Below are 14,126 nucleotides of genomic sequence, written 5' to 3'. Positions count from 1 at the left end.
TGGGATCGTCTCAATGAATGGTTCAAGCACCGCCTCATACCAGATCTTTCGACGCTGAAACGGCAGATTCAACGAGGACTGCCGACGATCACGGAACCGATCATCTGGAACTATCTCTGCCCTTGAGAACGGTAGAAATTAACGCACGACGGTATGAGGCATAGAGCTGGCTTCACTTCCCTTCGAAATTATTCCATCTCCATCAGACAACTCCGTGAGAAAGGCCATAAGAAGGCCGAGGAAAAACTTCACTCCTCATAGGCCCCATTCCCCTCGGAAGTAGTCAGCGTCGTACTTCGAAGTTGTACGAGGCTGTATCGGATACTGTGATAGCCCGTCAATGATTTCCATCGCCTCAATGAATTTCTTTTCCGACTTGGGGCTACCATTCTCAAGCAGCGGGAGAACTTCATCGAGATAATATTCCGCTCGATCTCGCTGCTGTATGAAACCATCAAGCAGAGGCTCAATGAACGTTCGAATATCTTCTGGATTCTGTATTTCGAGACGGTTTGAACGATCTAACTCTTTTATTCGGTAGCTGGCCGTAGTGTCTTCAAGATACTCATCAACCATTCCGAAAATTGACTCAACGCTTTTCGGTCGGGCGAAGTAGAACCTTGGAAACAGTTTATATCCTAAATCAATTCGATCATCTTTCTGGACTTTGACCGTCAATGTAGCTGACGTATCAACAGTTCCAGCAAGATACCACAACCAATGTTCTTCCATATGACACCATCTTGTTCTACCGTGTTAATCTTGGCACAACGTCTGCTCTTAATATCTTAGAACACGCTCCAGAATGATACGGTAGTGTCAAGTTGGTAGTGTAAGCGCTCGCGGCAGTCACTTGCTTTTGTCACGCGGATCTATAGCATACAGTTGATATCTAATCGTGAGGGGAACCTGCTAATTGAGTGGCTTATTTGTCTCTACAAGAAGCAGTACATTGAGGGGGAGAGATTCTTCCGCGCTCAATGAATTACAATATTGAATCAATAAACCAGCGGAGTATCACATTCCATGTTCGGGAGTCTCCGCAGGAGACTAATCCCGCCCCTCAAAGTATTCCAACTCCCCGAAGGATTGTTCAGGCAGGTCATTGGGTGATCCACATAATAGTCTTTAATATGAGATACCCAACGACCTCATGATTTGAACACGACGAAACTCTCGAAGTTCCCACCACACCATCCCCACTTAGTCGCTCCCTGATATCCAGTTCCTACAGACTTCGTGACGTTGTTCTGCTCTTCCATTTCTTTGAGCCAGCCGATAACGTAGGACTTGTCGCTACTTGTTTCAGTGGCGATGAGCTTCGCAGTACATCCCGATGGGTTCTCCTCCAGTATCCGTACGAACTCTGTCTGCTTGTCAGTAGCTGTGCGATACTCTGTTCCGATCTTCTGGTCAACGAGCATCCGCGGAAGTGCGTCCGACCAAACATACACAGTAGCTCCAGAGTCAGGATCGTCTGGATTCCGTGCGTATCTCCCCGCAGCTTGTGCGAGATTATTCTCCCGGACTGACGCCAGTATCTCTTTTGCTACCTCTGCGTCTGGGCCAACGAAACCTCGACCGGTGGCTCGTATTCGTTCTCCAGATTCCGTTACCATTCGTTTTGGTTTGGCGACCATCTCGCGGAGGGCAAGCAAATCAAGAATATTCTCGTCGCCGGGATCGATACACCCAACGAGCAATCCGATTTTCTCGTTCGAGAAATCGTTTCGACTCTTTTGTTCACCGTAGTGCATCGCCTTCGGCTTCTCGATACCTGCGTCAGCCATCATCTGTCGAACGTCCTGCTCAACACTACTCGGAGAGATACACGAACGGAAAGAATCGCAGTGTAGTTGCCGGATTTTCTGAACGACCGCTTTTGCTCGTGTTTCGCCGGCACCCTCTCCCCAGCCCTGCGTATATGAACGAGTCGCCTCTCCGAGTTGCTTGATTTCCAGCCCCCTTTCGTTTCTTCGCCACCATTTACGTTCAGCGGGAGTCAACACATTCTCCCGCGAAAGGTCGTCGACCGTGTTGATTCGCCACCGAGTTTCCGACGGAAACGCATCGAGACCGATTATACAGCGGGCTTGTGAGAGGTCTGGGGTATGCTGGATGTGTCGAATATCACCGCTCAGACCATCCATCACAACCTCAATTCGACCGTCTCGTCCGTGGTAGCGTCCTGCGCAGACTTCCTTCGAATCGAGGATAGCACGTCCGATAGCCGGAGCCAATCGATGCGTTTCCCCTCGTCCGAATAGCCACTCCTCATCAACCTTGTCTTCAAAGTGCGCCCTAAGTTCTGCTTGCAACTCAGGCCGGTCACGAACAGCAGCAGACTTGAGATCGATCATCGCGCGGGGTACGTCGGAACGATGATCAAGTAGGTTAGTTGTCGCCCTCTGGAATTGTATCCGCTCTTGATCCGAGAACGTGAGTCCGTACTCCGGACGTTCGTCAAAGATCACATTCGCTCCCTCAATGAGGTCGTCAACATGAGCGAAATTCGCCGTTGTATGTAGTACGTCGTAATTTGGTCCATCATCGCTGTCTGAAATATCCCACCACTGAGTGACAGCGTCGCAATACTTCCCACAGGGTAGATCACAGTAGTTCGACAGCTGGCGGTGTGCCTTCTGAAATGTGACATTGCGCACATCACACATCCAGTCGAACCACTCTGAAGGTGTGTGGCCATTTGGAGCGGTTAGTTCGTCGTCGTAGTCTCCTGCGGCTACACGGCACGCGTCAGTTCGACCACGTAGCACGCGACACTCCACACCGGTTTCCACTCTACTTTCTTCGACAGCGCCTTTCCGCGCTTCAGTTGTCTGGTGGATATGGATGACCGGCTCACCGCCAGTGATCTCGGGATAGTCTCGCCATCGTGTCGTTGCGACTTGATAGGTCTTACCGAGCGAAGTGGGCGCGTCGATGAGCGTATTCTCTCCGGCTTGAATCGCCGAGAATAGTCTCTCTTCGAGACGATCGCGTGCTTCGTCGGTAGTTACCCTGTTCGGAAAATCAGTCGATTCATCAAAGCCGTCGCTGTTCGAGATTGAATCTGTAGTCATATTTCGAGTTGCGGTAGAAGTTTCTCTGCGGTTCGTTCTACTCTCGCCTCAATGCGTTCGAACCAGCCGAAGGAAACACGGCGGTTGTAACTGGCTGGGTGGAGAGTTCCGCGAGAATTTGCCTTCACTTAGTGAACAACGTCCAGATTGAAATAGATACCGAAAGATACAGACTGTGCCGACATTCCAGCAAATAAAATAGGAAATTGATGGCAGTCTTGGGCGCTCAAACCCTGGAGTTGCGGGTGAGATTTGGTTGAAGAAACGAACTACTTCGTCCCGAACTCCTCTCCTCGTAGTCTTTGTTGAGAGCCTCACCATTTGGCGGCCCCATACGCGCACTCAATGCTATCGTATCCGGTGATGGATGAGCTGACTGAACTCGGCTAAGACGTAACTCCGGTATAGCATCGGGCCGCACCACATACGAAACGAACTGACGGCGATTATCGGGATGTTCCCGAACCTTCTAATGGCTCTAATCCGTAGATGTAGACAGTTCAGCCGCTGACAGTCTGACTCGGTATCCGTCGTTGAGAAAGCGGGCCGGGCGCGATTTGAACACGCGACCGACGGATTAAGAGTCCGTCGCTCTCCCTAACTGAGCTACCGGCCCTCACAAGTTTGTACCCGGGTCACGGTAAAAGGCCTTTTCATTCGACCCCGTCGGCGCTCGGCGGACGCCGGTACAATCGCACGAAAGCGACGGTATCGCGTTCGGACCCGAACGCGTCTCTCGGGAGCGAAGCCGCCGGACTCGGCGACCTCGTGGCCGGGGGACGACGCCGAGAGCGCACTCGTTAAGTGTCGTGCCGCGGAAATCCCTCCAATGAGTAGTGGGGCATCCGCATCCGCGCGGACCCGGTACGCCATCCTCGGCTGTGGAAGCGTCGGTCACGCCGTCGCGGAGGAACTGACCGAGCGCGGGAAGGACGTCCTCATCCTCGACCGCGACGAGAGCCGCGTCGAGGCGCTCCGCGACCAGGACCTCAACGCGCGCGTCCAGGACATCGCCGAGCCGGACGTCGTGGACGAGCTCGCCGACCGCGACATCGTGTTGATCCTCGCCAGCGACGTGGAAGCGAACAAGGCCGCCGTCTCGGCGGTCAGAGAGACCGGCGGCGACCATTACCTCGTGGCCCGGGCCTCCGACCCCGTCAGCGAGGACGAGCTGCGCGAGCGCGGCGCGGACGTGGTGATCAACCCCTCGACGGTGATCGCCGACAGTGCCCTCCAGTCGTTGGAGACCGGCGAGCTGGAGTACATGGCCCGCCAGCTGGCGGAGATCATCGAAGACGGCGGCGACCGGATGGCCATCCTCACGCACGACAACCCCGAGCCGGACTCGATCGCGTCCGCGACCGCGCTCCAGGCGATCGCGGAGGCGTTCGGCGTCGACGCCGACATCATCTACTCCGGCGACGTGGGCCACCAAGAGAACCGGGCGTTCGTCAACCTCCTCGGGATCGACCTGCTCGCCCGCGGCGAGGCCTCGCCGCTCTCCGAGTACGAGACGATCGCGGCCGTCGACCTCGCGAAGGCCGCCGCCGAGGACCTCGATCTCGACGTGTCGGTCGACATCTACCTCGACCACTTGGAGGCCGAGGTGCCGTTCGACGCCCGTTTCGTCGACGTGCGGACCAACGTCTCTTCGACGTCGACGATCCTCACGAAGTACCTCCAAGAGTTCGACCAGTCCCCCTCGGAGGCGGTCGCGACCGCGCTCCTCTACGGTATCCGCGCCGAGACGCTGGATTTCAAGCGGGACACGACGCCCGCCGACCTGACCGCGGCGGCGTACCTCCACCCGTTCGCGAACCACGACACGCTCGAACAGGTGGAGTCACCGTCGATGAGTCCGGAGACGCTGGACGTGCTCGCGGAGGCGATCCAGAACCGCGAGGTCCAGGGGAGCCACCTCTTCTCGACGGCCGGGTTCATCCGTGACCGCGAGGCGCTCGCGCAGGCCGCGCAACACCTCCTCAACCTAGAGGGGATCACGACGACGGCCGTGTTGGGCATCGCGGACGAGAAGATCTACCTCGCGGCGCGTTCGAAGGACATCCGGCTGAACATCGGCAACGTGCTCGACGAGGCGTTCTCGGAGATGGGCGACGCCGCCGGCCACTCCACGCAGGGGTCGCTCGAGATCCCGCTCGGGATCTTCACCGGCATCGAGGCGAGCGGCGACAAGCGCGACACGCTCCTCCACCTCACCGAGGAGGCGGTCCGGCGGAAACTGTTCGACGCGCTCGGCGTCGAGGGCGGGAGCGGCGACTCCTCGAACGGGTCCTGAGCCGCTCCGACCGCCGCCGCTCGGCGCGGTCGTTTTCCGGCTCGGGGACGTACCTCCGACCACCGCGCCGCATGTACGTTCCCGAGGATCCGCCGGCGAACTGTCCCGCCTGCGGCGACCCGTACGACTCGGTCTCCCGACACACCGGCGGGTTCGTGGCGAACCTGCTCGACAACGAGCGCTACCAACGGGTGTGTTTCTACCCCGCGACCGACGGCAGCGACCCCGCGTTCGACTGCTATCACCACACGCACGCGCAGGCCGGCGTCGACGACTGAGACGGCGGTCGCCCCGAAGCGGTCAGAACTCGTCGCCCTTGGTGATGGAGGTGTGCGAGCCGATCAGCGCGCCAGAGAGGTCGACTCCCTCCAGGGTGGCGCCCGTGTCGATCACGGAGTTGCGGACCTCGGAGTCGGTGATCGTCGCGTCCCCGAAGACGACGGCGCGGTCGAGCGTCGAGTCGGTCACCGTCGCGCCGCCCATCACGTGGACCACGTCGCCCAGGTCGCTCCCCTCGACGGTCGCGTCGTCGTCGACGAGCGTCCCGCCGTCGAGCGCGTACTCGACCGCGTCGAGGTAGCTGTCGGCGGTGCCGATGTCGAACCACGCGCCGTCGAAGGTGTACGCGTTGACCGCCCCGCGCTCTTGGAGCCACTGGAGGAACCAGCCGGGCTCGTCAGGGTTCTCACCGTCTTCGAGGTAGGTGGTGAGCTTCGGGAGCGTCTCGGCGGGGAATGCGTAGCAGGCGATGGAGACGAGCGTCGACTCCGGGTCGTCGGGCTTTTCCTGGAAGTCGACCACCTCGTCGCCGTCCAGCTGGACGAGGCCGTACGACTTCGCGCGCTCGCGGTCGCCCACGTCGTAGGCCGCCAGCGTCGGCGTTCCCTTGTCCTCGAAGAAGTCGGCGAAGTCGCCCAGATCGAAGCTGATCATGTTGTCGCCGGCGACGACGATCAGATCGTCGTCGACCGACTCCCGCTCGACGAGCTGTTCGAGCGCTCCCACGACGCCGAACTTCTCGTCTTCCTCGACCGTCTCCTCGACCGAGAGCGTCGGCTTCTCGAAGGGGCTGTCGTCGAGGTACTCCGCGAAGGTGTCGGCGAAGCGCTCGTTCGTCGAGACGAACACCTCGTCGACCCGGTCGTCGGCCTCCAAGTCCTCGAATATCTCGTCGATGACGGTGTTTTCCCCAACCGGGAGGAACATTTTCGGCCGGTGTTCGGTGATCGGCCAGAGCCTGGTCGCGTAGCCACCCGCGAGTACGACGGCTTTCATACTCCCCCGGTCTCACTCCGGTGACATACCTCTTGTGCCCGTGTCGGCGTCGGACGCCGACCGGGCGGTTTTACTCGCCCGTGTCGAACGTCGGGTATGGAGACGACTCGCCAGCGGATCGCCGACGCCCTCCGCGAGGAACCGCGGACCGCGAGCGACCTCGCGGCGACGCTGTCGCTGCCGACGCCGACGGTGTACGAACACCTCGAACACGTCTCGCGGTCCGTTACCGACGAGAGCGGATCCGAAGAAAGGGACGGCGGGGCCGACGAGGAGTTCCTCGTCGCGCCGCCGACCTGTCGCGAGTGCGGGTTCGACGGCTTCGACGATCCGGTCAACGAGCCGTCACGGTGTCCCGAGTGTAAGAGCGAACGGATCGAAGAGCCTGCGTTCGTGATCCGCTGAGCGGTCGCCCGGCGACTCACCGCTCCGCGACGACCGCGTCGCAGCGAACGCCACCCGGGATCCGCCGCATGAAGAGGTCGATCCCGTACATCGCGTCGCCGGCGAGGCCGACGTCGAACGGTAGTTCGGCGACGCAGCACTCCTCGGCGGACTCGGACCGCGGGTCGCGGACGAGCACTCGGAAGCCGTCGGCCGTCGTTCGCGCGTCGACTGCGACCGCGTCGACCGCCTCGTCGAGCGCGGCTTGGAGGATATTCCGGACGGCGGGGACGACGGTCCCGCGGTCGCGGTCGATGGACCCGTCCGGGTCCACCGTCACGGTCGCCGTCGCCGAGAGGCCGGCCTGTGACACCGCTTCGCCGACGGCGTCGGAGAGCTGTACGGGGCGGGTCGGATCGGGGGTAGTCGGCGACGAGTCGCCGGTGTCGAGCGCTCCGAGGACCTCGGCGAGGTGCGTGTTCGCGGTCGACAGGAGCGGCGCGTCCAGTTCCGACGGCGGGCGCGAGAGGATCCGGCTCGCGGCCTCGATGCGGCCGCGGACCGCCTGCGAGGCCGCCGCCTCGTCCGCGCCGGTCGGTTGGATGAGCCCGAGGATCGCGGGCTCGCCCCGGTAGGTGACGCGGCTCCCGACCACCGTCGCCTGAAACGTGGAGCCGTCCGCCGCCAGGAGGTCGATCGTGTATCTGACGCGGTCGTCGTCGCCGGACTCTCGCCGTCGGATCGCCCGGACCACTCGGTCCCGATCGTGCGGGGCGACGATCGACGACACCGGCTCGCCCACGAGTTCGTCGCGCCGCATCCCGAGCATCTCGGCGAGGCGGCGGTTCGCCAGCTCGAAGCTCCGGTCCTGTGACAGCCCCGCGCCGATCAGCCGCTGTTCGAACAGCTGCGAGTACCAGTCCTCGACGCGCTCGCGGTCCCGTCGTTCCCTGAGCCGCGTGACGCACGTTCGGATCCGGTTCGCCAAGAGCTCGTACTGCTCTTGGCCGCCGCTCTTCTGGAGGTAGTCGGAGACGCCGGACGAGATCGCCTCGCTCGCGATGGCCTCGCTGCCGCGCCCGGTGAACAGGATGAACGGCTTCGACGGGTAGCGCTCGCGCACGGCGTCGAGCAGTTCGAGGCCGTCGACGTCTGGCATGTCGTAGTCACTGACCACGCAGTCGAACGTCGACTCGTCGAGCCGGTCCAGCGCCGCCTCGGCGGAGGTGACGCCGACGGCCCTGATGTCGTCGTGCTGTTGGTCCAAGACGTCCGCGGTGAGCGTCGCGAACCCCGGCTCGTCGTCCACGCAGAGGACGCGTATCGGCGGCCGGTCGGCCATAGACATGCGTTCAGACGAGACGCGATCCCATAATAACTGTTGTATATAATATCGGATACTTTTGCCGCGAAACTGAGGACATCGCTTATTCGTTCGCTCGGGCAGGTTGGTAGCGTGATCGGTTCCTCGGAGGCGCACAGCGAGGCCGACGCGTCGAACGCCGAGTCGTTCTACGCGGCCGACCGCCGGATCGGGGGCGTGTTCGGTGCAATGTCGTTGACCGCGACGCAGGTCAGCGCGGGGACGCTTATCGGCACGATCGGGATCCACTACGCCGTGGGCGTGAGCTTCGGCCTGGTGTGGCTCGGCATTTGGGCCGGCTGGGTCGCGTCGCTGCTGTTCGTAGGGCCGCACCTGCGCGCCCGCGGCGGGATCACCGTCTCGGAGTTCCTCTCGGCGCGCTTCGACGGCGACAACGAGGTGGTCGGCGGGACGACCGCGGCCCTCGTCAGCGTCATCTACCTCGTGTACACGACCGCCCAGTACGTCGCCGGGGCGGTCATCCTCGACGCCGTCTTCGGAGTGCCGCGGGTCCTCGGCATCGCGGCGTTCGCCGCGGTCGCGCTCTCGTACACGCTCGTCGGTGGGATGCGGCTGAGCATCTATTCGGACGCGGTTCAGGTCACGGCCCTCCTCCTCGGCGTCGCGGCGGCGGCCGTCGTCGGAGTCGCCGAGACTGGGGGCGCGAGGGCGCTCATCGACGCGGCTGCGGCTATCGACCCGACGTTGTTGTCGGGCACCTCGGCGCCAGCGCTCACGACCGGGCTGGCGCTGTCGTTCGGGTTCGGTATCGCGGTGGCCCCGTACGAACTCTCGCGGGTCTACGCCATGCGAGACCCGGAGACGGTCAAGCGGGCGATCCCGATCTCCATCGCGATCCAGGCCGTCATCGCCGTGTGTATCCTGACGCTGGGGCTGCTCGCGCGCGTCCGGTTCCCCGGCCTGGCCGACCCGGACGCGTCCGTCGTCCGGCTCGCGCTCGACCTGTTCGGTCCCGCGGTGGGGCTGCTGCTGCTCGGTGCGGTCGTCGCGGCGGTGCTCAGCACCGTCGACTCGGTGCTGCTGGTCACGTCGGCGGCCGTGGCCCACGACATCTACGAGCGGACGCTGCCGGCCCTGGGCCTCGTCCCGGAGCCGACGCCGGCGCGCGTGCGGCGAGTCAGCCGGATCGCGACCGTCGGCGCGGCGGTCGTCCCCGCCGCTCTCGCCGTCAACCCCGGTCCGTTAGGCGGGGTGGTCCAGCTCATCGTCGCGCTCTACACGTCCGTGCTCGGGTCGACCCTGTTCGTTCCCGTCCTCGGCGGGCTTCACTGGGACGCGGCCACGGGCGACGGGGCCTTCGCCGGCGTCGTGGTCGGGTTCGTCACCGCAACGGCGTGGCAGGTCCTCACCGAAGTGTGGACGGTCGACAGGCTCGGATCGCTGACCGCGGTCGACCCGGTCATCCCCGGCGTCATCGCGAGCGCCGCCGCGTTCGTCGCGGTGTCGCTGGCCGACACCGACCGGCTCGGCTCGGCGTGATCGAATCGGGCACGCTCAGAGCTCGCCGAGCAGCGTCTCCGCCGCCTCGGCCGACGAGCCCGGGCCGCGGGCCGTGATCAGGTCGCCGTCGACGGTGACGCTGGTGTCGGCGTCGAGTTCGGCGTCCCACTCCGCGCCCGCCAGCCGGACCTCGTCTTCGACCCAGTACGGGAGCTTCCGACCGTCCGGCATCACGTCGTGGTCGTCGACGATCCCGTCCTCCCAGTCGTTCGGGAAGCCAGTGACGGCGCGCCCCTCGACGAGCGGCGTCCCGTCGGCCTCGCGCGTGAACGCGAGGATGCCGACGGCGTGACAGACGACGAGGGCGACGCCGTCGTCGCCAGCGACCGCGTCGAGCAGCAACTGCCGGGCGTGCCGGTCTTGGTTCACGTCCCAGACGGTGCCGTGGCCGCCGGGGAAGACGACCGCCTCGTAGCCGTCGGCGTCGACGGTCGCGATCGGTTCCGGATCGTTCAGTTCGGGGTGCTCCTCGTCGACCTCGCGGAGCTCCGCGACTCGCTCCTCGCCGCCCGCGGCCTCGGGGTCGAGTGAGCGCTCGTCGACGACCGGGGGCGACCCCGACGGCGTCGCGACGGTCACGTCGACGCCCTCCGATTCGAGCGTCGTCAGCGGCTCGATACACTCCTCGGCCCAGTACCCCTCCTCGCTCACGACGAACAACGCGTCAGTCATGTGTAGTCCGCCATTGAGGACCTCGATATAAAAGACGTCCGCGCCCGGCAGCGCCAAAGGGCGGCGTCGGGTTTATAAGCAAACGTCACGGTCGCGGCCGCTCGAAGGCGCGCGCCACCACATCTCGGCACAGCACCGACAGCGATCCGCTACCGCGTTATTCGAACTCCGGATCGCGCTTCTCCAAGAAAGCCGTCATCCCCTCGCGCTGATCGTGCGTCCCGAAGAGGCCGGCCCACGCACGGCGCTCCAAGGCGAGCCCGGTCGCCGCCGACCCCTCGCCGGCCGCGTTCAGCGCCTCCTTCGCCGCGCGCAGCGCGGTCGTCGGCTTCGCTGCCAGCTCGCCGGCCAGCTCGTCGATCCGGTCTTCGAAGTCGTCGTCCGCGACGACCTCGCCGACGAACCCGACCTCGGCCGCCTCGGTCGCGTCGATGCGCCCGCCGAGGAAGATCAGCCGGCGGGCGACCTCGTCGCCGACGAGCGCCGGGAGCCGCTGCGTGCCGCCCCAGCCGGGGATGATCCCCAGATCGATCTCGGTCTGCCCGAGGACGGCGCTCTCGGCGGCGACCCGCAGGTCACAGGCCAGGGCGAGCTCGCACCCGCCGCCGAAGGCGTAACCGTCGACGGCGGCGATCGTCGGCGCGGGGAACGTCTCGATCGCGTCCGCGACGCGGTGGCCGAGCTCGGCGTACGCCTGCGCCTCGGGCGTCGAGAGGTCGACCATGTGCGAGATGTCCGCGCCCGCGACGAACGCCTCGTCGCCCGCACCGGCGATCACGAGGGCGCGAGCGTCGCGCTCGGCGGCCTCGTCGAGCGCGTCCTCGATCGCTTCGAGCGTCTCGGCGGTGAGCGCGTTGAGCTGCTCCGGTCGGTCGACGGTGATCGTTGCGACTCCGCGGTCGTCGACGTCGAAGGCGATGGTGTCCCAACTCATACCCGCCCCGTCTCGCGGCGACGTGAAAACGGTTCGGCAGGCGGATCCGACTCGGTCGGAGGCGGGGCTCCGCGGGCGGCGGCGACTCGACGGTCAGACCTCTTCGCGGCTGTCGATCCCGGTGTAGATGAACCACGCCGTCGTGTACACGCCGACGAACAGCAGGTAGCCGACGATCAGTCCTCCGAGCTGGCGGCTCGCGAGCCCGCCGGGGAGCGTCCGCGAGAGGATGCCGAGCGCGAGGGCGAAGACGACGAGCGAGAACAGCCCCGAAAGGGCGTACACGCCGAGGTCGGAGGTGAAGCGGTCACGCACGCACCCACCAACGCGTTCCCCTTACATACCGCCGTCGGTCGCGCGCCGGTCGGCGCGTCGTCTCGAAGTCCGGGCGAGCGCCGCTCGTTGCGCGGATTGCAACCCCTATAAGCCCCCGGCCACACGTACCGGTATGAACGGGAACCGGTTCGGCCGACTCTTCCAGCTGACGACCTACGGCGAGAGCCACGGCGACGCGATGGGCGTCACCGTCTCCGGCGTGCCAGCGGGCGTCGAGCTCGACGAGGAGGCGATCCAGGCGCAGCTCGACCGGCGCAAGCCGGGCCAGTCGATGATCACCACCTCGCGGGGCGAGCCCGACGAGGTCGTCGTCAACTCCGGCGTCCAGGACGGCTACACCACGGGCACCCCGATCGGAATGGTGATCCAGAACAAGGACGCCCGCTCGGGGAAGTACGAGCCGTTCGTCACCGCGCCGCGCCCCTCGCACGGCGACTACACCTACTCCGCGAAGTTCGGCACACGCAACTGGGGCGGCGGCGGGCGCTCCTCGGCGCGCGAGACGGTGAACTGGGTCGCGGCCGGCGCGGTCGCCGAACAGGTGCTCGACGCCTCTGACCACGACGTCGAGATCAAAGCGCACGTCAATCGCATCGGCGACATCGAGGCCGCCCCGGTGAGCTTCGGGCAGATCCTCGAACACAGCGAGGAGAACGACGTGCGCTGCGCCGACCCCGAGGCGGCCGCGGAGATGCAGGAGCTGATCGAGGAGTACCAGGAGGAGGGCGACTCGATCGGCGGTTCGATCTACTTCGAGTGCCGGGGCGTCCCCCGGGGGCTCGGATCGCCGCGCTTCGACAGCTTCCCCGCCCGCCTCGGGCAGGCGATGTTCTCCATCCCGGCGACCACCGGCGTCGAGTACGGGCTGGGGAAGGACGCGACGCACGTGGCGGGCAGCGAGCGCAACGAGGACTGGACGTTCGACGACGGCGAGTCGTTCGACCACGTCGAGAGCGAGGAGGGCGACCCCGTCCCCGTGGGCAACGACCACGGCGGCCTCCAGGGCGGGATCACCACGGGCGAGCCGATCTACGGCGAGGCGACGTGGCACGCGCCGACCTCGATCCCGAAGAAGCAGCGCTCGGCCGACTGGGAGACCGGCGAGGAGAAGGAGGTCCAAGTCGTCGGCCGCCACGACCCCGTCCTCCCGCCGCGGGCCGTCCCCGTCGTCGAGGCGATGCTGTACTGTACGGTGCTCGACTTCATGCTGCTCGGCGGCCGGATCAACCCGGACCGCGTCGACGGCAACCCGGGACAGTACGACACCGATTACCACCCGAGTAGCCCGCGCAACGAGTAGCGACCGACGCCCGCACCCGGGCCTGTGCCGCGGTCGTGCGCTTCCAGCGTCCGGCGCCCGCTCACACCACGACGACAGCGTCGACGACGACGAGCAGGACGAAGCCGACGAGGAACGCGCCGGTCGCGGCGTCGGCGTGCCCGTGCCCGTGCGAGGATGGGATCAGCTCGCGGAAGACGACCGCGAGCATCGCGCCCGCGGCGAACCCCGACGACACCGGGAACAGTCCGGCCCCGACCGACACGAGCGAGAAGCCGAAGACCGCGGCGGCGACCTGCGGGACCACTCCCGAGAGGGTCGTGTACCAGACCACCCGGAGGTTCGACATCCCGGTCTCCGCCATCGGCACCGCGAACGCGAACCCGTCGGGCACGTTCTGAAGGCCGATGACGACCGCGAGCAACAGCGCGACCTCCTCCAGCCCGGAGGCGAACGCGACGCCGATCGCCAGCCCCTCGGGGGCGTTGTGGAGGGTGATCGCCCCGCCGATGAGCAGCGCCTTCCGGAGCGAGGACTCGCGCTCGGCGAGCGTCCCGGCGTCCTCGTCGACCGATTCCGGCTCCGCGTCGCCTCCCTCGGCAGCGGAGCCCCGGGTGGCGACACCCTCGGCGACAGAGTCCCCGGTCGGCGGCTCCATGACCGCGGCGTCGTCTGCGGTCGCGCCGCCCTCGACGAACCACGCCCGGTACTCCGCGTGGAGGTGCGGAATGAGGTAGTTCCCGCCAAGCAGCGTCGCCCCGCCGAGGAGCACCCCCGCCATCACCGCGCGGAGCGTCCCCTCTTCCATGCCGGGGATCACGAGGCCGAACACGCTGGCGGCGACCATCAGCCCGGCCGCCAGCCCGAGGGCACCGTCGTAGATCCGATGTGTCACGCGGTGCCGGAAGAAGACGGGGAGGGCCCCGAGCCGGTCGCGACCCCGGCGACGGTCGTCACGCCGAGGACCGAGGCGAGCGTCGTCATAC

Annotated in this window: 12 protein-coding genes, 1 tRNA gene and 1 pseudogene; 5 read left to right on the top strand and 9 right to left on the bottom strand. The window is 65.0% G+C overall.

Annotated features, from left to right (window positions below; translation table 11 throughout):
• Nucleotides 1-255 precede the first annotated feature (255 nt).
• The 3 genes from B9G49_RS16325 to B9G49_RS13750 all read right to left on the bottom strand — a co-directional run bounded on the left by B9G49_RS16325 (nt 256) and on the right by B9G49_RS13750 (nt 3,696).
• Entirely contained in the window at nt 256-732 is a 477-nt protein-coding gene (locus B9G49_RS16325; RefSeq protein ID WP_143414713.1) for a hypothetical protein, read from the bottom strand.
• A gap of 419 nt (nt 733-1,151) precedes the next feature.
• Nucleotides 1,152-3,080, bottom strand: coding sequence for a hypothetical protein (locus B9G49_RS13755; protein ID WP_086216753.1), 1,929 nt, complete (start codon nt 3,078-3,080; stop codon nt 1,152-1,154).
• A 542-nt stretch (nt 3,081-3,622) separates the two neighbouring features.
• Nucleotides 3,623-3,696, bottom strand: a tRNA-Lys gene (locus tag B9G49_RS13750).
• Between the two features lie 213 nt (nt 3,697-3,909).
• Here B9G49_RS13750 and B9G49_RS13745 point away from each other — a divergent pair.
• Together B9G49_RS13745 and B9G49_RS13740 are read left to right on the top strand one after the other, a co-directional pair.
• Entirely contained in the window at nt 3,910-5,376 is a 1,467-nt protein-coding gene (locus tag B9G49_RS13745) for a DHH family phosphoesterase (protein WP_086216752.1), read from the top strand.
• A gap of 71 nt (nt 5,377-5,447) precedes the next feature.
• Entirely contained in the window at nt 5,448-5,654 is a 207-nt protein-coding gene (locus B9G49_RS13740) for a hypothetical protein (protein WP_049929680.1), read from the top strand.
• Between the two features lie 22 nt (nt 5,655-5,676).
• On the opposite strand, the gene B9G49_RS13735 is transcribed toward B9G49_RS13740, so the two are convergent.
• A complete protein-coding gene (locus B9G49_RS13735; protein ID WP_049929681.1) occupies nt 5,677-6,651 on the bottom strand; it encodes a sugar phosphate nucleotidyltransferase in 975 nt (324 codons plus the stop codon).
• A 96-nt stretch (nt 6,652-6,747) separates the two neighbouring features.
• On the opposite strand from B9G49_RS13735, the gene B9G49_RS13730 reads away from it, so the two are divergent.
• Nucleotides 6,748-7,056, top strand: coding sequence for a transcriptional regulator (locus tag B9G49_RS13730; RefSeq protein ID WP_049929682.1), 309 nt, complete (start codon nt 6,748-6,750; stop codon nt 7,054-7,056).
• Nucleotides 7,057-7,072: 16 nt separating this feature from the next.
• Here B9G49_RS13730 and B9G49_RS13725 read toward each other — a convergent pair whose 3' ends face one another.
• The gene (locus B9G49_RS13725; RefSeq protein ID WP_086216751.1) at nt 7,073-8,383 is read right to left on the bottom strand and encodes a response regulator; all 1,311 of its coding nucleotides are present in this window, start codon (nt 8,381-8,383) and stop codon (nt 7,073-7,075) included.
• A gap of 108 nt (nt 8,384-8,491) precedes the next feature.
• Between B9G49_RS13725 and B9G49_RS13720 the strand changes: the two genes are divergently transcribed.
• Nucleotides 8,492-9,898, top strand: coding sequence for a sodium:solute symporter (locus B9G49_RS13720; protein WP_086216750.1), 1,407 nt, complete (start codon nt 8,492-8,494; stop codon nt 9,896-9,898).
• Between the two features lie 15 nt (nt 9,899-9,913).
• Here the strand turns inward: B9G49_RS13720 and B9G49_RS13715 are convergent, their stop codons facing one another.
• From B9G49_RS13715 to B9G49_RS13705, 3 genes are all read right to left on the bottom strand, one after another.
• Nucleotides 9,914-10,591 carry a type 1 glutamine amidotransferase domain-containing protein gene (locus B9G49_RS13715; RefSeq protein WP_049929685.1) on the bottom strand — a complete coding sequence of 226 codons (678 nt, stop codon included), beginning with the start codon at nt 10,589-10,591 and terminating at the stop codon, nt 9,914-9,916.
• Between the two features lie 157 nt (nt 10,592-10,748).
• Entirely contained in the window at nt 10,749-11,525 is a 777-nt protein-coding gene (locus B9G49_RS13710; protein WP_086216749.1) for an enoyl-CoA hydratase/isomerase family protein, read from the bottom strand.
• A gap of 93 nt (nt 11,526-11,618) precedes the next feature.
• Nucleotides 11,619-11,840, bottom strand: coding sequence for a hypothetical protein (locus B9G49_RS13705; protein WP_049929687.1), 222 nt, complete (start codon nt 11,838-11,840; stop codon nt 11,619-11,621).
• Nucleotides 11,841-11,973: 133 nt separating this feature from the next.
• Between B9G49_RS13705 and aroC the strand changes: the two genes are divergently transcribed.
• Complete coding sequence (gene aroC / locus B9G49_RS13700) at nt 11,974-13,161, top strand: chorismate synthase (RefSeq protein ID WP_049929688.1); 1,188 nt, start codon at nt 11,974-11,976, stop codon at nt 13,159-13,161.
• A 61-nt stretch (nt 13,162-13,222) separates the two neighbouring features.
• Here aroC and B9G49_RS13695 read toward each other — a convergent pair.
• Nucleotides 13,223-14,124: pseudogene (locus tag B9G49_RS13695) on the bottom strand (ZIP family metal transporter).
• Nucleotides 14,125-14,126: the final 2 nt, after the last annotated feature.

Source organism: Halorubrum sp. SD683 (genome assembly GCF_002135045.1).
Classification (GTDB): domain Archaea; phylum Halobacteriota; class Halobacteria; order Halobacteriales; family Haloferacaceae; genus Halorubrum; species Halorubrum ezzemoulense.
Note: the sequence above shows the minus strand (reverse complement) of the source record. Positions and strands in the feature narration are given on the sequence as shown.